At 71.5% G+C, this 26,232-nt stretch carries 27 protein-coding genes; 11 read left to right on the top strand and 16 right to left on the bottom strand.

All coding sequences use genetic code 11. The features are described 5' to 3' along the window. Positions 1-42 precede the first annotated feature (42 nt). Genes B9B60_RS14135 through B9B60_RS14100 form a run of 8 tightly spaced genes read right to left on the bottom strand, consistent with a single transcriptional unit; the run spans position 43 to position 7,141 of the window. Positions 43-531: a hypothetical protein gene (locus B9B60_RS14135; RefSeq protein ID WP_084452347.1), complete on the bottom strand. Its 489-nt coding sequence runs from the start codon at positions 529-531 to the stop codon at positions 43-45. Next, positions 528-1,304, bottom strand: a complete 777-nt coding sequence (gene mreC / locus B9B60_RS14130) for a rod shape-determining protein MreC (protein ID WP_084452345.1) — start codon at positions 1,302-1,304, stop codon at positions 528-530. The genes B9B60_RS14135 and mreC overlap by 4 nt, the downstream gene beginning before the upstream one ends. Next, complete coding sequence (gene mreB, locus B9B60_RS14125) at positions 1,304-2,344, bottom strand: rod shape-determining protein (RefSeq protein ID WP_084452344.1); 1,041 nt, start codon at positions 2,342-2,344, stop codon at positions 1,304-1,306. Before mreB ends, mreC begins: the two co-directional genes overlap by 1 nt. Before the next feature lie 2 nt (positions 2,345-2,346). After that, the gene (gene ndk, locus B9B60_RS14120) at positions 2,347-2,781 is read right to left on the bottom strand and encodes a nucleoside-diphosphate kinase (protein ID WP_084452341.1); all 435 of its coding nucleotides are present in this window, start codon (positions 2,779-2,781) and stop codon (positions 2,347-2,349) included. Positions 2,782-2,795: 14 nt separating this feature from the next. Further along, on the bottom strand, positions 2,796-3,623 hold the full coding sequence (locus B9B60_RS14115) for an undecaprenyl-diphosphate phosphatase (RefSeq protein ID WP_084452339.1): 828 nt from the start codon (positions 3,621-3,623) through the stop codon (positions 2,796-2,798). 5 nt (positions 3,624-3,628) lie between these two features. Beyond that, positions 3,629-4,024, bottom strand: coding sequence for a DUF4233 domain-containing protein (locus B9B60_RS14110; protein WP_143445596.1), 396 nt, complete (start codon positions 4,022-4,024; stop codon positions 3,629-3,631). Between the two features lie 16 nt (positions 4,025-4,040). Next, positions 4,041-5,483 (bottom strand): bifunctional folylpolyglutamate synthase/dihydrofolate synthase, encoded by a 1,443-nt coding sequence (locus B9B60_RS14105; RefSeq protein WP_084452338.1) that lies wholly within the window; start codon positions 5,481-5,483, stop codon positions 4,041-4,043. Between the two features lie 20 nt (positions 5,484-5,503). After that, positions 5,504-7,141 carry a bifunctional NAD(P)/FAD-dependent oxidoreductase/class I SAM-dependent methyltransferase gene (locus tag B9B60_RS14100; protein WP_084452335.1) on the bottom strand — a complete coding sequence of 546 codons (1,638 nt, stop codon included), beginning with the start codon at positions 7,139-7,141 and terminating at the stop codon, positions 5,504-5,506. An 82-nt stretch (positions 7,142-7,223) separates the two neighbouring features. On the opposite strand from B9B60_RS14100, the gene B9B60_RS14095 reads away from it, so the two are divergent. From B9B60_RS14095 to B9B60_RS14075, 5 genes are all read left to right on the top strand, one after another. Beyond that, on the top strand, positions 7,224-7,781 hold the full coding sequence (locus B9B60_RS14095; RefSeq protein WP_234993885.1) for a helix-turn-helix domain-containing protein: 558 nt from the start codon (positions 7,224-7,226) through the stop codon (positions 7,779-7,781). Positions 7,782-7,882: 101 nt separating this feature from the next. Continuing rightward, complete coding sequence (locus B9B60_RS14090; protein ID WP_084452331.1) at positions 7,883-8,911, top strand: iron-siderophore ABC transporter substrate-binding protein; 1,029 nt, start codon at positions 7,883-7,885, stop codon at positions 8,909-8,911. A gap of 10 nt (positions 8,912-8,921) precedes the next feature. Beyond that, the gene (locus B9B60_RS14085; RefSeq protein ID WP_084452329.1) at positions 8,922-9,944 is read left to right on the top strand and encodes a FecCD family ABC transporter permease; all 1,023 of its coding nucleotides are present in this window, start codon (positions 8,922-8,924) and stop codon (positions 9,942-9,944) included. Further along, on the top strand, positions 9,941-10,951 hold the full coding sequence (locus tag B9B60_RS14080) for a FecCD family ABC transporter permease (RefSeq protein ID WP_234993884.1): 1,011 nt from the start codon (positions 9,941-9,943) through the stop codon (positions 10,949-10,951). Before B9B60_RS14085 ends, B9B60_RS14080 begins: the two co-directional genes overlap by 4 nt. Continuing rightward, positions 10,948-11,745, top strand: coding sequence for an ABC transporter ATP-binding protein (locus tag B9B60_RS14075; RefSeq protein ID WP_084452327.1), 798 nt, complete (start codon positions 10,948-10,950; stop codon positions 11,743-11,745). Before B9B60_RS14080 ends, B9B60_RS14075 begins: the two co-directional genes overlap by 4 nt. On the opposite strand, the gene B9B60_RS14070 is transcribed toward B9B60_RS14075, so the two are convergent. Next, positions 11,742-12,080: a cupin domain-containing protein gene (locus tag B9B60_RS14070; RefSeq protein WP_072625026.1), complete on the bottom strand. Its 339-nt coding sequence runs from the start codon at positions 12,078-12,080 to the stop codon at positions 11,742-11,744. The two genes, B9B60_RS14075 and B9B60_RS14070, sit on opposite strands and share 4 nt — an antisense overlap. 53 nt (positions 12,081-12,133) lie before the next feature. Between B9B60_RS14070 and B9B60_RS14065 the strand changes: the two genes are divergently transcribed. The 3 genes from B9B60_RS14065 to B9B60_RS17720 are packed head-to-tail and all read left to right on the top strand — an operon-like array spanning position 12,134 to position 12,968. Further along, complete coding sequence (locus B9B60_RS14065) at positions 12,134-12,469, top strand: ArsR/SmtB family transcription factor (protein WP_072625027.1); 336 nt, start codon at positions 12,134-12,136, stop codon at positions 12,467-12,469. Next, positions 12,466-12,798, top strand: a complete 333-nt coding sequence (locus tag B9B60_RS14060) for an SRPBCC domain-containing protein (protein ID WP_234993883.1) — start codon at positions 12,466-12,468, stop codon at positions 12,796-12,798. The genes B9B60_RS14065 and B9B60_RS14060 overlap by 4 nt, the downstream gene beginning before the upstream one ends. Positions 12,799-12,842: 44 nt before the next feature. Then, positions 12,843-12,968, top strand: coding sequence for a hypothetical protein (locus B9B60_RS17720; protein WP_255494235.1), 126 nt, complete (start codon positions 12,843-12,845; stop codon positions 12,966-12,968). Between the two features lie 135 nt (positions 12,969-13,103). On the opposite strand, the gene B9B60_RS14055 is transcribed toward B9B60_RS17720, so the two are convergent. From B9B60_RS14055 to ileS, 3 genes are read right to left on the bottom strand one after another with little or no spacing between them, the layout of a single operon-like run. Next, positions 13,104-13,808, bottom strand: coding sequence for an LrgB family protein (locus B9B60_RS14055; protein WP_234993882.1), 705 nt, complete (start codon positions 13,806-13,808; stop codon positions 13,104-13,106). Beyond that, a complete protein-coding gene (locus tag B9B60_RS14050) occupies positions 13,801-14,166 on the bottom strand; it encodes a CidA/LrgA family protein (protein ID WP_084452325.1) in 366 nt (121 codons plus the stop codon). Before B9B60_RS14050 ends, B9B60_RS14055 begins: the two co-directional genes overlap by 8 nt. A 7-nt stretch (positions 14,167-14,173) precedes the next feature. Next, complete coding sequence (ileS, locus tag B9B60_RS14045) at positions 14,174-17,470, bottom strand: isoleucine--tRNA ligase (protein ID WP_084452324.1); 3,297 nt, start codon at positions 17,468-17,470, stop codon at positions 14,174-14,176. 282 nt (positions 17,471-17,752) lie between these two features. Between ileS and B9B60_RS14040 the strand changes: the two genes are divergently transcribed. Continuing rightward, positions 17,753-18,292 (top strand): NUDIX hydrolase family protein, encoded by a 540-nt coding sequence (locus B9B60_RS14040; protein WP_084452323.1) that lies wholly within the window; start codon positions 17,753-17,755, stop codon positions 18,290-18,292. A 1-nt stretch (position 18,293) separates the two neighbouring features. Here the strand turns inward: B9B60_RS14040 and B9B60_RS14035 are convergent, their stop codons facing one another. After that, positions 18,294-18,734 (bottom strand): MarR family winged helix-turn-helix transcriptional regulator, encoded by a 441-nt coding sequence (locus B9B60_RS14035; RefSeq protein ID WP_084452392.1) that lies wholly within the window; start codon positions 18,732-18,734, stop codon positions 18,294-18,296. A gap of 85 nt (positions 18,735-18,819) precedes the next feature. On the opposite strand from B9B60_RS14035, the gene B9B60_RS14030 reads away from it, so the two are divergent. Then, positions 18,820-20,652: an ABC transporter ATP-binding protein gene (locus B9B60_RS14030; protein WP_084452322.1), complete on the top strand. Its 1,833-nt coding sequence runs from the start codon at positions 18,820-18,822 to the stop codon at positions 20,650-20,652. 24 nt (positions 20,653-20,676) lie between these two features. Here the strand turns inward: B9B60_RS14030 and B9B60_RS14025 are convergent, their stop codons facing one another. Then, the gene (locus B9B60_RS14025; protein ID WP_084452321.1) at positions 20,677-21,441 is read right to left on the bottom strand and encodes a lysophospholipid acyltransferase family protein; all 765 of its coding nucleotides are present in this window, start codon (positions 21,439-21,441) and stop codon (positions 20,677-20,679) included. 85 nt (positions 21,442-21,526) lie between these two features. On the opposite strand from B9B60_RS14025, the gene valS reads away from it, so the two are divergent. Then, positions 21,527-24,145 carry a valine--tRNA ligase gene (valS, locus tag B9B60_RS14020; RefSeq protein ID WP_084452320.1) on the top strand — a complete coding sequence of 873 codons (2,619 nt, stop codon included), beginning with the start codon at positions 21,527-21,529 and terminating at the stop codon, positions 24,143-24,145. Here valS and B9B60_RS14015 read toward each other — a convergent pair. Beyond that, entirely contained in the window at positions 24,142-24,858 is a 717-nt protein-coding gene (locus B9B60_RS14015) for a hypothetical protein (protein ID WP_084452319.1), read from the bottom strand. The genes valS and B9B60_RS14015 overlap by 4 nt on opposite strands. Before the next feature lie 39 nt (positions 24,859-24,897). Beyond that, positions 24,898-26,175, bottom strand: a complete 1,278-nt coding sequence (clpX, locus tag B9B60_RS14010; RefSeq protein WP_084452318.1) for an ATP-dependent Clp protease ATP-binding subunit ClpX — start codon at positions 26,173-26,175, stop codon at positions 24,898-24,900. Positions 26,176-26,232: the final 57 nt, after the last annotated feature.

Below are 26,232 nucleotides of genomic sequence, written 5' to 3'. Positions count from 1 at the left end.
GACGGGGCGTCCGGACGCGGCTGACCGACCGGCCCCCGCGCCTCACGCCCACCGCCGGGTGACGAGGGCGGCTTCGAGCCGCTCGACGAGGCCGACGAGGACGAGCCCGAGGGTGGCGGTCGCGAGGACCTGCCAGGCCAGCGCTGCCCACGCGACCGGCCGCGCGCTGCCGAGGTCGACGAGCACGGGGGCGATGCGGGTGACGACGAGTGCGAGGGCGACCACGGGCACCGGCCACCACCACGGGTGCCCGGAGCGGCGCCGCGCGAGTCCGGCCACCCAGCCGGCCGCGGCGTAGCCGAGGGCGGTGAGCCCGAGCGGCGCGGCGACCGGGGGCGCGAGGTCGAGCAGCCAGCCGCCGAGCAGCCCGACGAGGGCCCCGGAGCTCGACCCCGCCGACAGCGCCACCCCGACGACGACGATGACGACGAGGTCCGGTGGCGCGAGGACGCCGCGCGCGCCGAGCGCCAGCACGAGGACGAGCGCCAGCCCGAGGAGGACGAGGCGCACGGGCCAGCGCAGACCCGTCACGGGGTTCGTCCGCTCGTGCGGCCGGGACCGGTGACGACGGCGACGACGTCGATGGTCGCCAGGTCGACGGCGGGGCGCACCACCGCGGTGTCGGTGAGCCGGCCGGGAGCCCGCTCGACGCGGGTGACCTCGCCGACCGCGATGCCCGGAGGGTAGGGGCGCGAGCCCGGGCTGCCGAGCGTGGTCACCGCGTCGCCGGCACGCACCCGGTCACGGGTCAGCTGGCTGATGACGAGCTCGTCCGCGCGGTGCGCGGTCGTCGGGTCCGACCCCGACAGGGTGCCGATGACCCCCTTCGCGCCGGTGCGCACGCCCACGCCGGACCCGGGGGACCCGATGACGCTCACGTCGGCGCTCCACTCCCCGACCGAGACGACCCGGCCCACGAGCCCGTCGGGTGCCACGACGGCGGAGTCGGTCCGCACTCCGTCGCGACGGCCCACGTCGAGGGTGATCCGCTCCGGCCCGGAGGTGCCGGCGCGGTCCAGCGCGACGACGCGGGCGGTGACAGAGGGCAGCTCGCCGGTGTCGAGCTCGGCCACCTGGTCGCTCGTGCGCTCGCGGTCGCGCAGGCGGCGCACCTCCTCGGCCAGCCGGACGTTGTCGGCCCGGACCCGGTCGGTCTCGTCGGCCCGCGGGGCCACGAGCCGCTCGACGGGCCCGAGCACCGCGTCGCCGATGCCGCGCACGGGGCCGAGCGGTGCGCCGGCGAGGTCGGCCAGGAGGACCAGGACGGTGAGCGCCAGCAGGGCCGGCAGGACGCGGCGACGCATCAGAAGCGGTGACCGTCGACGAGCACGGGCTGCAGCGCGGCGAAGTCGTCGACGCAGCGTCCGGCTCCGCGCACGACGGCCCGAAGGGGGGCCTCGGCCACCGTGACCGGGACCCCGAGCTCGTGGCGCAATCGCGCGTCGAGACCGCGCAGCAGTGCTCCGCCGCCGGTGAGGGTCACGCCGCGCTCGAGGACGTCGCCGGCGAGCTCGGGCGGGCACCGGTCGAGGACATCGCGCACGAGGCCGACGATCTCGCCGACCGGGCCGGCGATGGCCCGGCGGACCTCGGCCGAGCCGACGTCGACGGTCTTGGGCAGGCCGGTCACGAGGTCGCGCCCGCGCACCCGGGTGCTCACCTCGCGGGCCAGGGGGAAGGCCGAGCCGACCTCGATCTTGATGTGCTCGGCGCTGCGCTCGCCGAGCAGCAGGGAGAGGTTGCGGCGCACGTGCTCGACGATCGCGTCGTCGATGGCGCCGCCGGCGGTCCGGGTGCTGCGCGAGGCGACGATGCCGCCGAGGGCGATGACGGCGACGTCGGTCGAGCCGCCACCGATGTCGACGACCATCGAGGCCTCGGTGTCGGTGACGGGCAGACCCGCGCCGATGGCCGCGACCATCGGCTCCTCGACGAGGAAGACCCGCCGGGCCCCGACCCGCAGGGCGGCCTCCTCGACCGCACGGCGCTCGACGCCGGTGATGTCGCTCGGGATGCACACGACGACCCGGGGACGGAAGACGCTCGACATGCCCACCCGGTCGGTGAACCACCGCAGCATCTGCTCGGCGGCGTCGGGCTCGCTGATGACCCCGGCACGGAGCGGACGCACGGCCCGCACGGCGCCGGGGGTGCGGCCGAGCATCTCCTTGGCCCGGGTTCCGGCTGCCACGAGGCCGCCGGTCTCGGCGCTCACGGCGACGACGCTCGGCTCGTCGAGCACGACGCCGCGCCCCTGCTGGTGGATCAGGGTGTTGGCGGTCCCGAGGTCGATCGCCAGGTCGCGCGAGAAGCGCAGGCGCGCCCCTCGCGCAGGCCCGGCCACTGTCAGAGGCTCGGGAACCAGATGCCGATCTCGCGGGCGGCCGACTCCGGGGAGTCGGAGCCGTGGACGATGTTCTCGTCCACGGTGCCCGCCCACTTGCGACCGAGGTCGCCGCGGATGGTGCCGGGGGCGGCCTCCGTCGGCTTGGTGGCGCCGGCGAGCGAGCGGAAGCCCTTGATGCACTCCTGGCCCTCGATGACGACGGCCGCGACCGGTCCGGACGACATGAACTCGAGCAGGGGCTCGTAGAAGGGCTTGCCCTCGTGCTCGGCGTAGTGCGCCGCGAGCTGGTCGCGGGTCGGGGTGACCACCGCGAGCGCGGCGAGGGTGTACCCCTTCGCCTCGATCCGGCGGATCACCTCGCCGGTGAGGCCACGGCGGAAACCGTCGGGCTTGACGAGGATGAGGGAGCGTTCGGTCTGTGCAGTCTCGGTCACGGGGCCCAGCGTAGTCACGCGGAGATCGTGCCCGTACCCAGCAGGGCGAACAGGCCGAGCGCCAGGAGGATCCGGTAGATCATGAAGGGCGTGAAGGTGTGCGTCTCGATGAACTTCATGAACCACGCGATGACGGCGTAGCCGACGATGAAGGCGATGATCGTCGCGGCGATGATCGGGCCCCAGCCGGTCTCACCGGTGCCCTCGCCGCCGGCGATCTTGACGACCTGCAGACCACCGGAGGCGAAGACGGCGGGGATCGCGAGAAGGAAGCTGTAGCGGGCCGCCGTCTTGCGGGTGTAGCCCATGAAGAGACCACCGGCGATCGTGCCGCCGCTGCGGGAGACGCCGGGGATGAGCGCCAGGGCCTGCCAGAGGCCGTAGAAGATGCCGTGCTTCCAGGTCAGGTCGGTGAGCTCGCGGCGCTGGGAGCCGACGCGTTCGGCGGCCATGATGACCAGGGCGAAGACGAGCAGCATCGTCGCGGTGATCCACAGGCTGCGCAGGGTCGACTCGATCTGGTCCTGGAAGAGGAGACCGAGCAGGCCGATGGGGATCGTGCCGATGATGACGAGCCACCCCATGCGCACGTCGGGGTCGTCCTGGGCGACCTTGCCCGCGAGGGCGAGGAACCACTTGCGGATGATCGTCGTGATGTCGTTCCAGAAGTAGATGACGACGGCCAGCTCGGTACCCAGCTGGGTGATCGCGGTGAAGGCCGCGCCGGGGTCCTCCTGCCCGAGCAGCTGGCCGACGATGGAGACGTGGGCACTGGAGCTGATCGGCAGGAACTCGGTCAGGCCCTGGACGAGGCCCAGGATGATCGCGGTCAGGTAGTCCACGGGGGTCAGCTCTCCTGCTCGGTGAGGGCGCGGGCGGACTGCTCGCGCTCGATGCGTCGGCCCAGGCGCTGGCAGTAGCCGTAGAGCACCGCGAAGATCGCGCCGACGAGGAACATCATGGGCACGAAGACTCCGGACAGGATGGACAGCACCTGCACGACCCATCCGAGCGCGGGCCCGAAGGATCGTCGCATCAGCCCGGCCGCGAGCAGCGCGAGGACGGCCAGTGCACACAGCAGGACGAAGGGGGTCAGCCCCGCCACCACCGCTGTTTGGTCCGGGTCGAGGCCGCGGCTGGTCAGGGCGCCGAAGAAGATGACGAGCGCCTGGCCACCCACGACGGTGGCGAGCATCCGCCACGTGAACTTGCCTGCGGGGCGCGGCTGCTGGTCGGGAGTCACGGTCGACAAGGGTAGGTCAGTCCTCGTCCTCGACCTCGACGGGCACCTCGACCGGCGGCGCGACGGGGCGCTCGACGTCGGAGACCCCGAGCAGGAGGCGCACTTCGCCGACGGTGACGATCGACCCGGTGGCCACGACACCCCCGGCCACTCCCCCGTCGTCGGCGAGCTGGGCCGCCCGGTCGAGCGCATCGGGCAGCTCCTCGACCACGGTGACGCGGTGGTCGCCGAAGACCTCGGCGGCGATCTCACCCAGCCGGCCGGGCCGCATCGCCCGGGGTGACGTCGAGCGGGTGACGACGATCTCGTCGAGGGCCGGCTCGAGGGCCTCGAGGATCCCGACGACGTCCTTGTCCTTGAAGATCGAGACGACACCCACGAGGTGGGTGAAGGTGAAGGCGTCCTTGAGCGCGGCGGCGAGCACCCTGGCCCCGTGCGGGTTGTGGGCCGCGTCGACGAGGACCGTCGGGCTGCGCCGGACGATCTCCATCCGCCCCGGCGAGGTGGCCGCGGCCAGGCCCGCCGCGAGGACCTCTTCGCCCAGGGGCTGCTCTCCCCCGCCGACGAAGGCCTCGACGGCGGCGACCGCGAGGGCGGCATTGCCGGCCTGGTGCTCGCCGTGGAGGTTGAGCAGCAGGTCCGGGTGGTCACCGGCGATGCCGCGCAGCGAGATCATCTGGCCGCCGACGGCGACCTCGCGGGTGAGGACACCGAAGTCCAGGCCCTCGACGAGCAGCCGGGCGCCGACCTCGTCGGCCCGGTCGCGCAGGATCGTCAGGACCTCTTCCTCCTGCGGGGCGCTGACGACGATGGCGTCCGGGTGGATGATCCCCGCCTTTTCGGTCGCGATCTCCTCGATGGTGTCGCCGAGGAAGTGCTGGTGGTCGATGCCGACGGGCGTGATGACGGCGACATCGGCCTCGACGACATTGGTCGCGTCCCAGGAGCCGCCCATGCCGACCTCGACGATGGCGACGTCGACCGGCGCGTCCGCGAAGGCCGTGTAGGCGAGCGCGACGAGCACCTCGAAGTAGGTCATCCGCGGCCCACCGTCGGAGACCGAGCGCGTGTCGACCGCGTCGACGAAGGGAGCGATGTCGGCCCACGCGTCGAGGAAGGCCTCGCGGGAGATCAGCTCGCCGCCGATGGTGATCCGCTCGCGGATGTCCTGCAGGTGCGGCGAGGTGAAACGCCCCGTCTTCAGGCCCGACTCCCGCAGCACCGACTCGATGATCCGCGCCGTCGACGTCTTGCCGTTGGTCCCGGTGACGTGGATGACGGGGAAGGTGCGCTGCGGCTCGCCGAGCAGGTCCATGACCGCGCGGATCCGGTCGAGGCTCGGCTCGAGGTCGTGCTCGGGAGCGCGGGCGAGGATGCCGTCCTCGACCTCGCGCATGCGCTTGCGCTGCTCGAGGGAGGCGGCGGCCTGCCGCTGGGCGGCGTCGGGGGCGGGACTCATGCGCCCGATTGTCGCACCCGTCAGCCCTCCCTCCGGGCACGCAGGACGACGTCGTGGACGTGGTGCGTCGAGACGGCGCCGGCGGGGCGCTCCCTTCGCTCGTGGGTCTCGATGACCCAACCCGATGCCTCGGCCAGGGCGGTGGCGAAGGCCTCGACGTCGACATAGGCCTCGTGGTCGAAGCCCCGGGTCTGCTCGGGGTCGGCCGCGGCGGCTCCCATGTCCTGCGGGTCGTGGGCGATGACGAGCAGCGTGCCGCCCGGGGCGACCGCGTCGAGCAGGTGGGCCACGCCGCGATCATCGGGGGTGCGCGGGATCGAGGCATAGGCGGCGGTGACGAGGTCGTAGCGCGTCCCGGCGAAGGGAGCGGCCGCGTTGGCGTCGGCCTGCAGGAGGGTGACGTCGAGGCCGCGCTCGGTCGCGGCCGACCGGACCCGCTCGAGGGCGAGGGCCGAGATGTCGTTGGCCGTCACCCGCCAGCCGTGCTGCGCGAGCCAGAGGGCGTCACCCCCTTCGCCGGCGCCGACGTCGAGTGCGCTGCCGGGGGTCAGGTCGGCGACCTGGGCGACGAGCGAGCCGTTGGGGTTGCCGCTCCACTGCAGGTCACCGCTGTAGCGGCCGTCCCAGTCCGCGGCGTGCGCACTCGGCCGGGCGGCCCGCTCGAGGTCCTCGTGCGCCAGGTCGAAGCTGACCATGGAGCCCACGCGGCTGCCGGCGGCCGCGGTCGGGAGCACCTGGAGCATCGGCTCGGCGAGGGTGCCGGCGGCGTAGAGGCCGGGCACTGCTGTGGCCCCGGTCATCGGGTCCGCCTCGACGTGCGTCGCGACGCCGCTGGGGTGCGCGGCCGCCTCCAGCCCGACCCCGGCGAAGGGGGCGACCCGGGCGTGCAGGCGGGTGCCGACGAGGATCGTGTCGGCCGCGATCTCGGACCCGTCGGAGAGCCGGATGCCGCGCAGACCACCGGCCGCATCGCTGACGACGGCCGCAGCCGGCTGGACGACGACGGTCACGCCGGCGTCGCGCAGGGTCTGCAGCTGCGGCTCGTCGGCGTCGACACCCGCGTGGATGAGCACCGTGAGGTCGGCGGTGAGCTGGCGCAGCAGCGGGAGCGGGTGCAGCCCCATCGGCGAGGTGACGAGCGCGACGATGCGTCCGTCGCGTGCCTCGTAGCCGTGGCAGAAGGGGCAGTGGATGACCGCGCCGCCCCAGTGCTCGGCGAGGCCGGGCACGTCGGGCAGCTCGTCGGTCAGGCCGGTCGCGGCGACGACCCGTCGGGCGTGGACGACGTGCCCGCCGGTGAGCTCGAGGCGGAAGCCGTCGTCCTCGCGCGTGACGTCGAGGACCCGTCCGGTGAGGACCTCGGCCCCGTAGGAGCGCACCTCCTCGCGCGCGATCCGCAGGAAGTCCGCCGGCGGCCGCCCCTCGTGCCCGAGGTAGCTGTGCATGTGGGCGGCCGGCGCATTGCGCGGCTCGCCGGAGTCGACGACGAGCACCGAGCGTCGCTGCCGGGACAGCTGCAGGGTCGCCGCGAGGCCGGCGGCGGACCCGCCGACGACGGCGACGTCGACGTGCCGCTCGATGAAGGGGTGGCTGTGGTGGGAGCCGTCGTCGTGGGCGGCGGAGTCGTGGACGGCGGGGTGCGGGGGCAGTGCGCTCATGACGTCCACGGTAGGCGCGCCTGCGCATAGTGCATACTTCCTTGCAGGATACGCAAGAACGAACGAGCACCCGAGGAGCCCCGTGAGCGAGATCGAGCAGACCGTCCGCACCCGCCTGCGCGGGCTGCGGCGCGCGCAGTCCCTCTCCCTCGACGACCTCGCCGAGCGCTCCCACCTCAGCCCCTCGACGATCAGTCGCATCGAGACCGGCAAGCGGGCGATCAGCCTCGACGTCCTGCTCCCCCTGGCCCGCGCCCTGCGCACCGACGTCGAGACGCTGCTCGCCGAGGACGTCGACGAGGACGTCGTCATCCGCCCCACCCCGACCCGCGAGCACGGACGCACCACGTGGATGCTCACCAAGGCCACGGGCAGCACGACGGCGATGAAGGTGCGTCTCGAGCCCGGGCCGCGGCCGCAGCCGCGGGTGCACCCGGGACATGACTGGTTCTTCGTCCTCGAGGGGAGCGTCGAGCTGACCCTCGGCGACCGGGTCGTGCGCGTCGAGGCCGGCGAGGCAGCGGAGTTCGAGACGATGACACCCCACGCCTTCGTCGCCGTCGACGGCCCGGCCGAGGTGATCATGATCTTCGACCGGGACGGCCACCGCGTGCACCGGCGCGACGGAGCAACGGACTGACGCCCCGCACCGCACCCCTTCCAGGTTGGGTCAGGTTAGGTTAGGGTGTCCTAACGTTCACGCCGGTCACCGGACCGGCTTCCCCTTCGCAAGGAACGACGATGCCCCTGACCCGCCTGCGCGCCACCGGTGCCGCCACCCTCCTGACCGCAGCCCTGGCCCTGAGCGCCTGCGGTTCCGACTCCGGCTCGGACGCCGACGCGACGTCCGGCGGGGACGGCGCCTTCCCCGTGTCGATCAAGAGCTCGCTCGGCACCGCCGAGATCACCGAGAAGCCCGAGAAGGTCGTCACCCTCGGCCAGGGCTCCACCGAGACCTCCATCGCCCTCGGCACGATCCCCGTCGGCATGGAGGAGTACGCCTGGGCCGCCGACAAGTCCGGCTACACCCCGTGGGTCAACGAGGCCGTCAAGGACGAAGGGGGCGAGCTGCCCGAGTTCGTCGGCGCCGGCGAAGAGCTCGACATGGAGAAGATCGTCGAGCTCGAGCCCGACGTCATCCTCGCCCCGTGGTCGGGCATCACCCAGGAGCAGTACGACTCGCTGAGCGAGATCGCACCGACCGTCGCCTACCCCGACCAGGCGTGGAGCATCGACTGGGACGAGCAGATCGAGATCATCGGCCAGGCGCTCGGCCAGGAGGACGACGCGGCGAAGCTCGTCACGGACCTCGAGAAGCAGCTCGCCGACGAGGCGAAGAAGCACCCGGACTGGAAGAACTACACCTTCAGCTACGTCTACACCACGCCCGACACCCTGGGCGTCTTCAAGCCCACCGAGCAGCGCGCCGACATGGTCCGCAAGCTCGGGCTCAAGAGCGACCCGGCGGTCGACAAGATGAAGGAGACCGAGGGCACCGACTCCGCCGTCATCGGGTACGAGAACGCCGACAAGCTCAACGACAGCGACCTGATCTTCACCTTCTACAGCGACCCCAAGGCCAAGAAGCAGGCGATGAGCAACAAGCTCTACGCCTCGATCCCCGCGATCAAGGCCGGCGCGGTCGTCTCGAGCGACGACAACTCCTTCGTCACCGCCTCGTCGATGATCAACCCGCTCACGGTCCCCTACGCCCTGGAGACCTACCCGGAGATGATCGACGCGGCCATCGCCAAGGCCGACACGAAGTAGCCTCCGCCGGGTGACTGCTGGCTCGACCTCTCGACGCACCCCACGGACCGTCCTGGTCCTCGTGGGGTGCGTCGTCGTGCTCGCCCTCGTCTGCCTGCTCTCGCTGGCCATCGGGTCGAAGCCGACGTCGCTGCCCCAGGTGGTCGACGCCCTCACCGGACGCCCCGACACCTACCTCGCGACGGTGCTCGACGCCCGCATCGAGCGCACCCTCCTGGCGGTCGGGGTCGGCGCGGCGCTGGCCGTCTCCGGGGCCCTGATGCAGGGGGTGACGATCAACCCCCTCGCCGACCCGGGGCTGCTCGGCATCAACGCCGGCGCCGCGGCCGCGATGGTGAGCGCCAGCGTGTGGCTCGGCGTCTCCACCGGGACCGTCGCCTCGGCCTGGGTGGCCCTGCTCGGCGGCGGCATCGCCGCCCTCGTCGTCCACACGATCGGCACGGCCGGGGACACCGGCGCGAGCGTGGTCCGGCTCGTGCTCGCCGGCGCGGTCGTCGCGGCGGTGCTCAACGCCTACGTCCAGGCCATCGCGCTCTCCTTGCCCCGGCACTTCGACAACTACCGCTTCTGGGTCGTCGGGTCGCTCGGCGACGGCGGGCTCGACCAACTGCGGGCGGTCGCCCCCTTCGTCGTCGTGGGACTCGTCCTGGCGCTGCTGTGCGCGAGCAGCCTCAACGCGCTGGTCCTGGGCACCGAAGCCGCGGCGGGCCTCGGGGTCAACACCACGCTGGTGCGCACCGTTGCCCTCGGCGCGGCGACGCTGCTGTGCGCCGCCGCGACCGCTGCCGTCGGGCCGATCGCCTTCGTCGGCCTTGCCGTGCCGCACATCGTGCGGGCCCTCGTCGGGCTCGACATGCGCCGCCAGCTGCTCGGGTGCCTCCTCGTCGGCCCGATCGTCCTGCTCGGCGCCGACGTCGTCGGCCGGGTCGTGCTGCGGCCGCAGGAGCTCATGGTCGGCGTCGTCACCGCCTTCGTCGGTGCGCCGATCCTGCTGCTCGCCGTGCGTCGCCTCGGGCGGAAGGCCCAGGCATGAGCGCCCTGGCCCCGGCCCGTCGACGCGCGAGCGTCCTCGGGCTCACCCTGCTCGCCCTCGTCGCCACGGCCCTGGCCACGCTGACCATGGGTGGCCTCGGGGTGGCCCTGCCCGACCTGCCGGCGGGCATGGTCGACGTCGCGCGGGGCGAGGCGACGGGCAAGGCCAACTTCGTCCTCGGCCACCTGCGTGGGCCCCGTCTGCTCGTCGCCCTCGGGGCCGGGGCCGCCCTCGGGGCGTCGGGCGCGCTCTTCCAGTCGGTGACGCGCAACCCACTCGGCTCCCCCGACGTCATCGGTGTGAGTGCCGGGGCGGGCGCGGGGGCCGCCTTCGTCGGGTTGCTCATGCCGAGCGCGACGTCGATCGTCCTCGGCTCGGTCCTCGGCGCGGTCCTCGCCGTGGGGCTCGTCGCGGTGAGCACCGGAACGGGGCTGAGCAACCCCATGCGCATGGTCCTCGCCGGCATCGGCGTCTCGGCGATGGCCTATGCCTTCACGCAGTACGTCGTCTACGTCGTCGCCCGCGACAAGGCGACGGTCCTGTCGGCCTATCTCAACGGCAGCCTCAACGCGCGCGGCTGGGACCACGTCGCGACGATCTGGGTCGTGCTCGCCCTGGCCGTCGTGCCGCTCGCCCTCCTCTCGATCCCCCTCGGCCTGACCGAGATGGGCGACGAGGTGGCCGCCTCGCTCGGCGTGCACTCCGGTGCCGTCCGACGACGCGCGGTCCTCCTGTCCGTCCTGCTGGCCGGCGGCGCGGTGGCGGTCGCCGGGCCGATCGCCTTCGTCGCGCTCACGGCGCCGCACATCACCCGGCGCCTGGCCCGCAGCGCACGTCCGCTGCTCGGGCTGTCCGCCGTGACCGGCGCCCTCCTGCTCTCGGCCGCGGACCTGGCCACCCAGCAGGTCCCGGTCTTCGACGGGCTGCCCGTCGGCATCCTCACGCTCGCGATCGGCGGCGTCTACCTCGGTGCGCTGCTCGTCTCCGAATGGAAGAAGGCGACATGACCCCCCCTTCGCTCGTCCGCGCCCACCAGGTCACCGTCGGCTACGGCGGGGAGCCGGTCATCCGCGGGCTCGACCTGACGATCGAGCACGGTGAGTTCGCCGTCGTCGTCGGACCCAACGGCTGCGGCAAGTCGACCCTGCTCAGGACGCTGTGCCGGGTCAACCGGCCCTCCGGCGGGCGGGTCGAGCTCGACGGCGAGGACCTGCACCGGATGCCCGGCCGCGCCGTGGCCCGGCGGATCTCGCTGCTGCCGCAGAGCGCGACGGCCCCGGAGGGGATCACCGTCGCCGAACTGGTGACCCGCGGGCGGCACCCCCACCACAGCGTGCTGCGGCAGTGGTCACCGGACGACGACCGGGCGATCGCGGCGGCGCTGGAACGCACCCACCTGACCGACCTCGCCGACACGCCGGTGGCGACCCTGTCAGGCGGGCAGCGGCAGCGAGCCTGGGTCGCGATGGTGCTCGCGCAGGACACCGAGGTGATCCTGCTCGACGAGCCGACGACCTTCCTCGACATCGCGCACCAGTACGAGCTGCTCGAGCTCTTCGCCGGTCTCAACCGCGAGGGCCGCACGATCGTCGCGGTGCTCCACGATCTCAACCAGGCAGCGCGCTTCGCCTCGCGTCTGATCGTCATGCACGAAGGGGGTGTCGCCGGCGACGGCCCTCCCGAGCGAGTGCTGACGGGTGACCTGGTGCGCGAGGTCTTCGGGCTGGGCGCCGAGGTCGTCGACGACCCGCAGTCGGGCACGCCGATGGTCGTGCCGCACGTGCAGCCGGTCACCCGCTAGGCGGGAGCGGCCGCCGGGTCGAGCATGACCAGCTGGAAGACGGCATCGGTGACCCCCCGCACCTCGTGGGGCACCCGCGCGTCGAGGTTGGCGACGGCTCCGGGACCGAGGGTCACCACCTGCTCCCCCGCGGCGAACTCCACGGTGCCGGAGAGGCACTGGACGAGGATCGGGAAGGCCGCCGTGTGCTCCGCGAGCACCTGACCGGCCGCGAAGCGAAACATCACGACCCGGCAGCCGTGGCCCACGAGCGCCTTCTTGACGCCGGGGCGACCCCCTTCGCTCGTCGGCGCTAGGTCGAGGAGTCCGGAGGCGGAGTGCAGGGTCGTGTCCATGTCTCACACCTTAGGTCTTGATAGGTGACCATTTGGTCACCTATCATGATGACGTGAGCGATGACGACCTCGTCTTCAAGGCCCTGGCGGACCCGATCCGCCGGGTGCTGCTGGACGCGCTCTTCGAGCGTGACGGACGCAGCCAGTCCGACCTCGAGGAGGTCGTGCGCGAGCACACGGAGATGACGAGGTTCGGGGTGGCCAAGCACCTGCGGCTGCTCGAGGAAGCGAACCTCGTCGTCACCCGCAAGGAGGGGCGGACCAAGCTGCACCACCTCAACCCCGTCCCCATCCGCGCGATCCACGACCGGTGGATCGGCAAGTACACGGCGGCGCGGACCTCCGCGCTGCTCGATCTCAAACGAGTCCTGGAGGACGACGAGCCATGAGCGACAGCGAGATCCAGATCCATCGCATCTTCATCAGCGCCACTCCCGAGCGGGTGTGGGCGGCCGTCACCTCGGCGGAGTTCAGCCGGCTCTACGGCTACGCCGGCGACGTCGACTACGACCTGCGCGCCGGAGGGCACTTCGAGCACCGGGCCGGCGAGGACATGAAGGCGGTCGGCATGCCCGACGTCGTCGTCACCGGTGAGGTGCTCGAGGCCGACCCGCCGCGTCGCCTCGTCCAGACCTGGGCGCCGGTCTGGATCGAGGACGAGGAGCCCGGCACGCTCACCTGGGAGATCGAGCCGAGCGCCCAGGCTCGGTCCGTCTGACCCTCACGCACGACCTCACTGGCCGGCCGACGACGGCTGAGCAGGTGGCCGGCAGCCCCGACCCGAGCAACGAAGGGGGCGGCGGCTGGCCCTGGGTGCTCTCCGGCATCAAGACCGTCCTCGAGACGGGCGCGCCGATGGAGCCGGCGGCCGCCGACGGCGCCGCCTGACCCCGAACGCGCAGGCGGGGGAGGGAGCAAGCGGCGCGTCGCCGCGGCGGCGACCTCCCCCCTTCTTCCGCATTGCCCTACGGCAATGCAACCTCTCGACATCAAGACTCTGCATTGCCGTAGGGCAATGCAGAGTCAGAGGAGGGCGATGACGAGCGGCACAAGGACGCTCGTCAGGAGCGCGGTCAGGCCCATGGCCAGACCGGCGAAGGCCCCCTCGGTCAGGTCGTCGTGCAGCGAGCGCGAGGTGCCGACACCGTGGGAGACGGCGCCCATGGCCAGCCCCCGCACCCGCCGGTCGTGGACGCGAAGGGAGTCCAGCAGCCACGGCCCGAAGACCGCGCCGAGCATGCCGGCGAGCATCGTGAAGGCGGCGACGAGCGCCGGCACTCCCCCGATGTGTTCGGCGATCGCGATGGCCACGGGCGTCGTCGCCGCCTTGGGCGCGATCGTGGCCTCGAGCGCCTCGGAGCCACCGAGGGCACGCACCGTGAGCGCGGCCGACCCGATCGAGACGAGTGCGCCGGCGGGCAGGGCGATCGCCAGCGGCAGGGCCAACTCGCGCAGGTGGTGCGCCTGCCGGTGCAGCGGCACCGCGAGCGCGACCGTCGCCGGACCGAGGACGAGGTGGATGAGCGAGCCGCCGGTCATGTAGGTGTCGTAGTCGATGCCGAGGACGGCGAGCAGCGTGATGAGCAGCGCCGCGGCGACGAGCACCGGCTGGGCTAGCGGGTGACCGCCGGTGCGGTCGCGCACCCACACACCGGCCCGGTACGCGAGCAGGGTGAGGAAGACCCACGTGAGCGGGGAGTCGCGCAGCCAGTCGATCGCCTCAGTCATGCGAGCGCACCCGCACTCCCCGGCGCCCCTGCAGCCACGAGGCCAGACCGGCCACGGTCACCAGGCCCAGCAGCCATGACAGGACGAGGCCACCCGTCACCGGCATCCACTGCCGCCCCAGCTCCGACGCGTGCACCATGATCCCGACCGTCACCGGGACGAAGAAGAGCTGCAGGTGGCGCAGCAGGCCGTCGGAGAAGCGCAGCGTGCCCGAGACCTCCCCCGGCCGGCGCACGGACAGCACCACGAAGAGCAGCACCATCCCCACGACCGGCCCGGGGATCGACAGGCCGAGGCTCCGGACGAAGACCTCCCCGACGAGCTGGCAGCCGAGGACCCACAGGATCCCGTTGATCATCGGCGGCTCACAGGCGCGTGACCTTGACCCGGACCCTCTCGCTGCCGGAGAGCTCGGTCTCGACGGCGCCGTCGCCGAGCGGCAGCGCCTCGAGGTTGGGAGCGGAGCCGAACTGACCGGCGAGGGTCTCGTCGACGATCAGGCCCTGGTGGGCGACGGTCGCCTGCCACACCTGCTGCGAGCCGGTGATCGTCAGGCTGATCCGGTCGGAGACCTCGAGTCCGGCCTGCTTGCGCGCCTCCTGGACGGCCCGGATGACGTCGCGCGCCAGACCCTCGGCCGCCAGCTCGTCGGTGACCTCGGTGTCGAGCACGATGAAGCCGCCCACAGAGCCCGGGAGCATCGCGGTGGCGCGGTGGCTCCCTTCGTCATCGGCGGCGACGGTCTCGAGCGTGAACTCGCCCTCGACCAGTTCGATGCCACCCGAGGTGACCGTGCCGTCGTCGGCGACGGACCAGTCGCCCGTCTTGGAGCCCTTGATCGCGACCTGCACCTGCTTGCCCAGGCGCGGGCCGGCCGCGCGGGCGTTGACGGTGAGCTTCTGGCTCACGCCGAAGTCCGCCGCCGGGTCGGTGATGTCGAGCAGGCTCACCTGGCGCACGTTGACCTCGTCGGCGACGATCGCGCCGAAGTCCGCGAGCTTCGCCGCGTCGGGCACGACGACCGTGAGGTCCCGCAGCGGCAGGCGGTTGCGCAGCTTGTTGGCCTTGCGCAGCGCGCTGGCCGAGCTGCACACCGCGCGGGCGGTGTCCATGGCGACGACGAGGTCGTGGTCGGCCGGCAGGTCCTCGACCTTCGGCCAGTCGGCCAGGTGCACCGACCGCTCCCCCGTGAGCCCGCGCCAGACCTCTTCGGTCATCAGCGGCAGAAGGGGGGCGGCGATGCGGCAGAGCACCTCGAGTGCCGTGTAGAGCGTGTCGCAGGCGACCTCGGCATCCGCACGGTCGTCACCGGTGGCCCAGAAGCGCTCCCGGCTGCGCCGGATGTACCAGTTGGTCAGCACGTCGGTGAAGGAGCGGGTGCTGTCGCAGGCGCCGGCGATGTCGTAGGCGTCCATGCGTGCGGTGGTGTCCTCGACGAACTCGCGCAGCTTGGCCAGCAGGTAGCGGTCGAGCGGGTCGGTGGAGTCCGTCGACCACTTCGCCTCGTAGCCGTCGCCGAGGGCGTTGGCGTAGAGGGCGAAGAAGGAGTAGCTGTTCCACAGCGGGATGAGCACCTGCCGCACACCCTCGCGGATGCCCTGCTCGGTGACGACGAGGTTGCCGCCGCGCAGGATCGGGCTGCTCATGAGGAACCAGCGCATCGCGTCGGCGCCGTCGCGGTCGAAGACCTCGGAGACGTCGGGGTAGTTGCGCAGCGACTTGGACATCTTCTGCCCGTCGTTGCCCAGGACGATGCCGTGGCTGATGACCGACGAGAAGGCCGGCTTGTCGAAGAGCGCGGTCGCGAGGATGTGCAGCGTGTAGAACCAGCCGCGGGTCTGCCCGATGTACTCGACGATGAAGTCGGCCGGGAAGTGCTGCTCGAACCACTCCGCGTTGTCGAAGGGGTAGTGCACCTGCGCGTAGCTCATCGAGCCCGAGTCGAACCACACGTCGAGCACGTCCTCGACACGGCGCATCGTGCTCTTGCCGGTCGGGTCGTCGGGGTTGGGCCGGGTCAGCTCGTCGACGAAGGGACGGTGGAGGTCCGGCTGGCCGTCGGCGCCGAGCGGCAGCCGCCCGAAGTCGCGCTCGATCTCCTCGAAGGAACCGTAGACGTCGATGCGCGGGTAGGCCGGGTCGTCGGACTTCCACACCGGCACCGGGCTGCCCCAGAAGCGGTTGCGGGTGATCGACCAGTCACGGGCATTCTCCAGCCACTTGCCGAACTGGCCGTGCTTGACGTGGTCGGGCGTCCAGGTGATCTGCTCGTTGTTGGCGAGCATCTTGTCCTTGATCGCCGTGACCTCGACGAACCACGACTCGACGCCCTTGTAGATCAGCGGCTGCCGACAGCGCCAGCAGTGCGGGTAGGAGTGCTCGTAGGACTCGCGGCGCAGCAGGATCGTGCCCTCGCTGATCGAGTCGGCCCGCTCGCCCCGGGTCGTCGCCTTGAGCGCGTCGATGATCGGACCGTTGGCGTCGAAGACGAGCATGCCCTCGTAGTCGGTGACCGGCGCGATGAAGCGACCATCCTTGGCCACCGGCATGACGGCGGCGATGCCCTCGCGGTCGGTGACCTCCTTGTCGATCTCACCGAAGGCGCCGGCGGTGTGGACGAGACCCGAGCCGTCGGTCGTCGTCACGGCGTCGTCGGCGGCGACGACGCGGAAGGCACCCTCGTGGCCGGCGTAGTAGGACATCGGCGGCGTGTAGGTGCGGCCGAGCAGCTGTGCACCGGTGTAGCGGCCGAGGACCGTCGGCTCGTCGCCGAGCTCGCGGGCGTAGTGGCCCAGTCGTGCCTCGGCGAGGACGTACTTCGCGGTGGCACCCTCGACACCGGGCACGGGCGCCTCGACGACGACGTAGTCGATCTCGGAGCCGACCATGACGGCCAGGTGGCTCGGCAGGGTCCACGGGGTCGTCGTCCACACGACCAGGTGGGCACCGTCGAGCACCGGGTCCGCACCGGTGGAGTCCATCCGCAGGCCGACGGTGACGGCCGGGTCCTGGCGCATCTGGTAGACGTCGTCGTCCATGCGCAGCTCGTGGTTGGACAGCGGCGTCTCGTCCTGCCAGCAGTAAGGCAGCACGCGGAAGCCCTCGTAGACCAGCCCCTGGTCGTACATCGACTTGAAGGCCCACATGACCGACTCCATGAAGCCGGGGTTGAGCGTCTTGTAGTCGTTGTCGAAGTCGACCCAGCGCGCCTGGCGGGTGACGTAGTCGCGCCACTCGCCGGTGTACTTGAGCACCGATTCCCGGCAGGCCTCGTTGAACTTCTCGATGCCGAGCTCGCGGACCTCGTCGGTCGTCTTCAGCCCGAGCTGGCGCATCGCCTCGAGCTCGGCGGGCAGACCGTGGGTGTCCCAGCCGAAGCGCCGCTCGACCCGCTTGCCGCGCATCGTCTGGTAGCGCGGGACGACGTCCTTGACGTAGCCGGTGAGCAGGTGGCCGTAGTGCGGCAGACCGTTGGCGAAGGGGGGTCCGTCGTAGAAGACGAACTCGTTGCTGCCGTCCGTGCCGGCGTCACGGGCGTCGACGGAGGCCTGGAAGGTCCCGTCCGCCTCCCAGTAGTTCAGCACGTGCTTCTCGATGTCGGGGAAGCTCGGGGAGGAGGCGACGGTGGTCGCGTCGGTGGTGGAGACCTTGGGGTAGGTCATCGCGGCGGCTCCGGGGTACTCGGCGGGTCAACTCGTCAACTGCCACGAGGACGGCGGCCGGTCGGCCACCGCGGTACCACCCCGCTTGTCCACCCCCTTCGCGACGAAGGGAGTGGACCGCTCCTTGGTCCATCGGTCGTGACGTGACCACCCGTCCGGGTCTAGTGAGGAGCTGCCGCTCCCGTTCTGCCGGAGGCTCGCCGCTGATGACGGCTCAGACGCCTGTGGCACCAGTGTAGGACGCACCGACGGAGGCTCGAAACCGCGTGCGAGGATGGCGCCATGCCGACCGACCTCGACCGTCAGGAAGCGTGGCTCAGCCGCGAGGAGCTCGACAACGTGCGCGGCCGCGTGCCGATCCTCTACGTCGCGGCGGTGCCCGTGCGGGTCGCCGACAACGGCGACGTCACGTCGGTCGGGCTGCTGCTGCGCGCCTCCGATACCGGCACGATGGAGCGCGAGCTCATCGCCGGCCGGGTCAACTACCACGAGCGGCTGCGCGACGCCCTCGTGCGCCACCTCGAGAAGGACCTCGGTCCGATGGCGCTCCCGTCGGTGCCGGCCTCCCCGGCGCCCTTCACCGTCGCCGAGTTCTTCCCCACGCCGGGGGTCACGCCCTTCCACGACCCGCGCCAGCACGCCGTGGCCCTGAGCTTCATCGTGCCGGTGCGCGGCGACTGCGCGCCCCAGCACGATGCCCTCGACCTGGCCTGGCTCACGCCCGAGGAGGCCGGCGAGACCGGGCTGCTCGCCGAGATGTCGGGTGGCCACGGGGCGCTGCTGCGGCAGGCGCTGGCCCACCTGGGGCACAGCTCGGTCTGACTCAGTCCAGCCCCTGCTCGAGGGTCGTCAGCGCGTCGGCGAGCGCCGCGCGCTGCTCGGCGCTGAGCGCTCCCATCTGGTCACCGACGCTGCGTCGGCGGGCCTCGTGCACGGCGGCGCGCACCGCGCGCCCGGCGTCGGTGACGACGACGACGCTCGCCCGGCGGTCGTGCGGGTCCGGCTCGCGGCTGACATACCCCTTGCCCTCGAGGGCGTCGACGACGTCGGTCACCGACCGCGGGGCGATGCGAAGGGAGTCGGCCAGGTCGCGCAGCCGCGGCGCCTCCGCGCGGTCCGCCGCCACGCGCAGGGCGCGGGCCTCGTGGGGTGACAGGTCGTGCTCCGACAGGTCGACCATCCACGCCCGGCGCAGGCCACGGGCCACCCGCAGCAGCTGCTCGCCGAGGTCCTCCGAGGCCGACCCGGCCACCCGCTTCGTCATGACGACCACGGTAGCCGAGTTGCTCCCTTCCCTCATAGTGAGGTAACCTCAGCATCACGAACTGAGACGAATGAAAGGGGCCCGCATGGACACCCCGACGACATCCCCCAAGACCGGTGGCGGGCACGGACCCCGCCGCATCGACCCGCGCGACCGCGCCCAGCTCGCCGAGAGCCCCGTGAGCGCGCGGCGGGTCATCGCCTACTTCCGCCCCTACCGCTGGCAGGTCGCCGCGGTGGTGGCGCTCATCGTGGCCAGCTCGCTGATCTCGATGGCCTCCCCCTTCCTCCTGCGCACCGTCATCGACGATGCGCTCCCCCACCAGGACGTGCGCCTGCTCCTGCTCACCGTCGGCGGCATGCTGCTCGTCACCATCGCCACCGCACTCATCGGCGTGCAGCAGACGTGGATCTCCACGCGCGTCGGCCAGGCCGTCATGCACCGGCTGCGCACCGACGTCTTCACCCACCTGCAGCGGCAGTCGATGAGCTTCTTCACCCGTACCCGCTCCGGCGAGATCACCTCGCGCATCACCCAGGACATCGGTGGCATGCAGTCGATCGTGACGAGCACGGCCGTCTCGATCGCCTCCAACCTCACGACCGCGGTCGCCACCGCCGTCGCCATGGCCGCCCTGAGCTGGCGGCTGTCGCTCCTCTCGCTCCTCGTCCTGCCGCCGGCGATCTGGACCACCCGCAAGGTGGCGCTGGCCCGGCGCGAGATCACCTCCCAGCGGCAGCGCCGGCTGTCCGACCTGCAGGCCCAGGTCACCGAGGAGCTGTCGGTGAGCGGTGCGCTGCTGTCCAAGACGCTGGGCACGTCCGGGCGCGGAGCCCGCGAGTTCACCCAGACCTCGACCGACCTCGTCGGCCTCGAGGTGCGCAGCGAGCTCGCCGGCCGCTGGCGGATGGCGACGATGTCGATCGTCTTCGCCGCGATCCCGGCCCTGATCTACCTCGCTGCCGGCTTCCCCGCGACGAGCGGCGGCATGACCATCGGCACGATCATCGCCTTCACGACGCTGCAGTCGGGCATCTTCCGGCCGATCATGGGCCTGCTCAACGTCGGCGCCTCGTGGGTGGCCTCGATGGCGCTCTTCAGCCGGGTCTTCGGCTACCTCGACCTCGAGCCCGAGGTCACTCCCCCGGCCGCTCCGGTCGACCTCGACCCGACGACGGTGCGCGGCGACGTGCGCATCGAGGGCGTCGGCTACGGCTACCCCGACGGCGACCGGCTCGCCCTCGACGGCATCGACGCCGTCATCCCCGCCGGCTCGCACCTCGCGCTCGTCGGCGCCACCGGCAGCGGCAAGTCGACCCTCGCCTCGCTGCTCGTCCGGCTCGCCGACCCGACGAGCGGGCGGATCACCGTCGACGGGGTGGACCTGCGCGACATCGACCCCCAGACCCTCACCCAGGTCATCGGCATCGTCACCCAGGAGACCTACCTCGCGCACGACACGGTGCGCGCCAACCTCCTGCTCGCCGACCCCGAGGCCACCGAGGCTCGGCTGTGGCAGGCCCTCGCGACCGCCCAGGCTGCCGACCTCGTCGCGGCGCTGCCCGAGGGGCTCGACACGGTCGTCGGCGCACGCGGGCACCGCTTCTCCGGCGGAGAGCAGCAGCGCATCGCCATCGCCCGCACCCTGCTGCGCGACCCGGCGGTCCTCGTCCTCGACGAGGCGACGAGCGCCCTGGACAACGACACCGAGCGCGAGCTGCAGACGGCCCTCGATGCCCTGGCCCGGGGCCGCACGACGATCACCATCGCCCACCGGCTGAGCACCATCGAGGCCGCCGACGAGATCCTCGTCCTCTCGGGCGGGCGGGTCGTCGAGCGGGGCGAGCACCTGGCCCTGCTGCGGCGGGGCGGAGCCTACGCACGGCTCGCCGGAGAGGATCTGGCCCTCACCGCGTGAGGTGCGCGGCTCCCCCTTCGCCCGTCAGTCCTTGGTGAACTGGTCCTTGGTGCGGGTCATGTCCTTGTGGTCCTTGGCCCAGGCGTCCTCGTAGGTGGGGGCCGTGCCGCCGAGACGGGCCGGGTGGAAGCGCAGCTCGTCACCGGTGAGGGTCGGGTAGGCCGCGATGGTCTCGTCGAGGAGCTGCTTCATGACCTCGCGCAGCCGCTCGGTGACCTCGTTGACGTCGTCGTCGGGCCCGACGGGGATCGGGTCGCCGATGGTGATGTGGATCGGGAAGTTGGTGCGCCCCAGACGCTTGGGGACGTCCTTGGTCCAGATCCGGTGCGCTCCCCACACGATCGTCGGCAGGATCGGCACGCCCGCCTCCTGCGCCATGCGGGCGGTGCCGCTCTTGAGCTCCTTGATCTCGAAGGAGCGCGACATCGTCGCCTCGGGGTAGACACCGACGACCTCGCCCTCCTTGAGCTTGGCCACGGCCTCCTTGAAGGCCGCCCCACCGGCGTGCCGGTCGACCGGGATGTGCTTCAGCCCCCGCATGAAGAACCCGGCGACCTTGTGCTGCCAGATCGACTTCTTCGCCATGAAGCGCACCCACCGGTTGCTGCGTCGTGCTCCCAGGCCGGCCAGCACGAAGTCGATGTACCCGGTGTGGTTGATCGCCATGACGGCGCCGCCACGCTTGGGGACGTTGCGGTCGCCCCTGATGGTGAAGCGGTAGCCGTTGATGAGGAAGATGGTCCGCGCGACGATGATGATCGCGCGGTACAGGGGCTCGGGTCGGCGCATGACTGCAGCCTACGGTCTCGTAGGTCGCCGGAGCAGGCACGGACCGATTGGTCCGCGCCACACCGGTGATGGGAAGATCCACCCCATGACCGAGCACTCCCCCGCCCCCGACGCAGCCCGCATCCCGGACCGTCCCTCGCTGGACGGCCTCGAGGACACGTGGGGCGCCGTATGGCGTGAGCAGGACACCTACGCCTTCGACCGCGAGGGTGCCCGGGAGCAGGTCTTCTCCATCGACACCCCGCCGCCGACCGCCAGCGGGTCGCTGCACATGGGGCACGTCTTCAGCTACACGCACACCGACTGCATGGCCCGCTACAAGCGCATGCGCGGGCTCAACGTCTTCTACCCGATCGGCTGGGACGACAACGGCCTGCCGACCGAGAAGCGGGTGCAGAACTACTACGGCGTGCGCGGCGACTCCTCGCTGCCCTACGACCCGGACTTCACGCCCCCCTTCGAGGGCACGACGAAGACCATCAAGGCCGCCGACCAGGTACCGATCAGCCGGCAGAACTTCATCGAGCTGTGCGACGAGCTGACGGTCAAGGACGAGGAGGCCTTCGAGTCCCTCTTCCGCCGCCTCGGCTTCAGCCTCGACTGGACGATCCAGTACCGGACCATCGACGACCGCTCCCGCGCGACGGCCCAGACCGCCTTCCTGCGCAACCTCGCCCGCGGCGAGGCCTACACGGCCGAGGCCCCCGGACTGTGGGACGTCACCTTCCAGACCGCCGTCGCGCAGGCCGAGCTCGAGGCCCGCGACTACCCGGGCGCCTACCACCGCGTCGCCTTCCACGGCGCCGACGGTCCCGTCCACATCGAGACGACCCGACCGGAGCTGCTGCCGGCCTGCGTCGCGCTCATCGCCCACCCCGACGACGAGCGCTACCAGGGGCTCTTCGGCTCCACGGTGACCTCCCCGCTCTTCGGGGTCGAGGTGCCCGTCGTCGCCCACCCCTCCGCCGAGATGGACAAGGGTGCCGGCATCGCGATGTGCTGCACCTTCGGTGACCTCACCGACGTCATCTGGTGGCGCGAGCTGCAGCTGCCGACCCGCTCCGTCGTCACCCGGGCCGGCCGGATCCTCGGCGAGACCCCCGATTGGATCCAGAGCGAAGGGGGCGCCGCCACCTTCGCGGAGATGTCCGGCAAGACCGTGCACTCCGCCCGCGAGGTCGTCGTCGAGGCGCTGCGCGCCTCGGGTGACCTCGACGGCGAGCCCCAGAAGACCCAGCGCAAGGCCAACTTCTACGAGCGGGGCGAGAAGCCCCTCGAGATCGTCACCTCGCGCCAGTGGTACATCCGCAACGGCGGTCGCGATGCCGATCTCAACCAGGCGCTGCAGGCCCGTGGCGACGAGATCGACTTCCATCCCGACTTCATGAAGTCGCGCTACAAGAACTGGGTGGCCGGGCTCAACGGCGACTGGCTGATCTCCCGCCAGCGCTTCTTCGGCATCCCGATCCCCGTCTGGTACGCCCTCGACGGTGACGGCCAGCCGCAGTACGAGAGCCCGCTCGTGCCGACCGAGGAGCAGCTGCCCATCGACCCGATGACGCAGGTGCCGTCGGGCTACACCGAGGACCAGCGCGACCAGCCCGGCGGCTTCACCGGCGACCCCGACGTCATGGACACCTGGGCGACCAGCTCGCTCACCCCGCAGATCGCCGGTGACTGGCTCGCAGGCGAGCGCGGCGAGAGCGACCTCTTCGGCAAGGTCTTCCCGATGGACGTGCGCCCGCAGGGCCACGACATCATCCGCACTTGGCTCTTCGCGACCGTCGTGCGCGCGCACTTCGAGCACGGCAGCGCGCCGTGGAAGAACGCCGCGATCTCCGGGTGGATCCTCGACCCCGACCGCAAGAAGATGAGCAAGTCCAAGGGCAATGTCGTCACGCCCGAGGACGTCGTCGTCGAGCACAGCGCCGACGCCGTGCGCTACTGGGCGGCCTCCGGTCGCCTGGGCACCGACGCGGCCTACGACACCGGCCAGATGAAGATCGGCCGCCGTCTGGCGATCAAGCTGCTCAACGCCAGCAAGTTCGCGCTCGGCTTCGGCGAGCCCGAGCTCGACGACCGCCAGGGTCTGTCCTCGGTCGTCACCGAGCCGCTCGACCGCGCCATGCTCGCCGCCCTCGGGCAGGTGGTCAAGGACGCGACCACCGGCTTCGAGGCGTGGGACTACACCCGCTCGCTCGACGTCACCGAGACCTTCTTCTGGACCTTCTGCGACGACTACATCGAGCTCGTCAAGGACCGCGCCCACGGCGGCGACCCGTCGGCGCGCGCCGCGCTGCGGCTGGCCCTGTCGGTCCTGCTGCGACTGCTCGCGCCCTTCCTCCCCTACGCGACCGAGGAGGTCTGGTCGTGGTGGCAGGAGGGCTCGGTGCACCGCGCGACCTGGCCCGAGGCGAGCGAGCTGGACCTCGCCGACGCCGGTGACCCGCACGTCCTCGCGGCCGTCGGCACGGCCCTGAGCCAGGTGCGCAAGGCCAAGTCCGACGCCAAGGTCGGCATGCGCAGCGAGATCACCTCGGCGACTCTCGTCGCTCCGGCCGCGACCGCCGAGCGGGTGCGCGCCGGTGAGGTCGACCTGCGCGCAGCCGGGCGCCTGACGGGCGGCTTCGACTACGCCGAGGGCGACGAGGTCGAGCTGCGCGACGTCGAGCTCATCCCCTTCGTCAAGCCGCCGAAGAACTAGCGTCCGGCCTCGCGCAGCAGGTCGGGCTCGGGAGCCAGCCGCGGCACCCGCCACGCGCTCGGCGCCGGCGCGGCGTCGTGCACCCGACGGTGCCCGGTCGGCTGCACGAGGATCCACGGCACCGACCAGCCACCGAGGCGCAGCCGCCGGTGGGCGAAGGCCTCCTCGTCGAGCACCTGGACCGTGCCGCTTGCCGGCTCGTAGACGTCGAGCACGTCCGGCCGCTCCCCCGGGAGCACGAGCGTGACGTGCCGGGGCAGCAGGCGGTTACCGACGTAGAGGACCGCCGGCTCGCCGTCGACGACGAGGTCGAGCAGACGACGGTAGCGGGCACGCAGCGACTCCTCGGAGTGGGCGCGGACCGACATCACCCGGTATCGCGTGCCGACGCGGGCGGCCCCGTGCTCGAGCTCGTGCTTGAGCCCCCACGGTGGCGTGCCCAAGGCCTGCGGCCAGGCGAGGACGAAGCCGCCCCCGGGGCCGCGCCAGCCGTTGGTCCGGGCGTGCACGACCCGCTCCCACGCGGCGAAGCGCTCGGCGGTCGTCGAGCCCTCGGCGCCGGGCACCGGGCTGCCCTCACCCGCGACGATCCACCGGGCGAAGGGGGCGTCGACGAGCATCCGCGAGACCGTCGCACAGGCCGACCCGCAGGTCGTCGGGCTCTGCTGGCGCGGACCGGAAGACCCCTGCACGAGACGGAAGGGCGCGTTCACACCCACATCCTGTCAGGCTCGTCGACCAGCGCGGTCGCGTCAGGCGGAGCGCTTGTGCTTGCGCTTGCCGCTCTCCTCGTGCCGCACGATCGTCGGCAGGACGTTGTCGCGCACAACCTCTGCGCTGACGACGATCTGCTTGATGCCGTCATCGCTCGGGGTGTCGAACATGACGGGCAGGAGGACCTCCTCCATGATCGCGCGCAGACCACGGGCACCCGTGCCGCGCGCGATCGCCGAGTCGGCGATCGCCTCGAGGGCGTCGTCGGTGAACTCCAGCTCGACCCCGTCGATCTCGAACATCTTGCGGTACTGCTTGACGAGGGCATTTTTGGGCTCGGCGAGGATCTGCACCAGGGCCTCGCGGTCGAGCGGGGTGACCGTGGTGATGATCGGCAGGCGACCGATGAACTCGGGGATGAGGCCGAACTTCATCAGGTCCTCGGGCATGACGTCGGTGATCGCCTCGGCGAGGTCGGTCGCCTTGTGCAGCTCGGAGCCGAAGCCCAGGCCCTTCTTGCCGACGCGCGACTCGATGATCTTCTCGAGACCGGCGAAGGCACCGCCGACGATGAAGAGCACATTGGTCGTGTCGATCTGGATGAACTCCTGGTGCGGGTGCTTGCGCCCACCCTGGGGCGGCACCGACGCCGTCGTGCCCTCGAGGATCTTCAGCAGGGCCTGCTGCACGCCCTCGCCGGAGACGTCGCGCGTGATCGACGGATTTTCGGACTTGCGGGCGACCTTGTCGATCTCGTCGATGTAGATGATCCCCTGCTCGGCCTTCTTGGTGTCGTAGTCCGCGGCCTGGATGAGCTTGAGGAGGATGTTTTCGACGTCTTCACCGACGTAGCCGGCCTCGGTGAGAGCGGTGGCGTCGGCGATGGCGAAGGGGACGTTGAGCATGCGGGCGAGGGTCTGGGCGAGGTAGGTCTTGCCGCAGCCGGTGGGCCCGATGAGCAGGATGTTGGACTTGGCGATGTCGACGTGGTCCTCGTCGCGCTTGACGACCGCGCCCTCGTCGGCCTGGATCCGCTTGTAGTGGTTGTAGACGGCGACGGCGAGCGCCTTCTTCGCCTTGTCCTGACCGATGATGTAGGTCTCAAGGAAGTCGTAGATCTCGCGCGGCTTGGGCAGCTCGTCGAGGCCGAGGTCACCCGAGTCGGTGAGCTCCTCCTCGATGATCTCGTTGCACAGGTCGATGCACTCGTCGCAGATGTAGACGCCCGGGCCGGCGATGAGCTTCTTCACCTGCTTCTGGGACTTGCCGCAGAAGGAGCACTTGAGCAGGTCGCCGCTCTCTCCGACTCGTGCCACGTCAGGGTGTCCTCTCACTCGCCTCGACCGATCTGGTCGCGTGCCACCGACCGTACC

Origin of the sequence: Janibacter indicus (assembly GCF_900176385.1) — a bacterium.
Classification (GTDB): Bacteria; Actinomycetota; Actinomycetes; order Actinomycetales; family Dermatophilaceae; genus Janibacter; species Janibacter indicus.
This window is presented reverse-complemented; position numbering and strand designations above follow the sequence as displayed.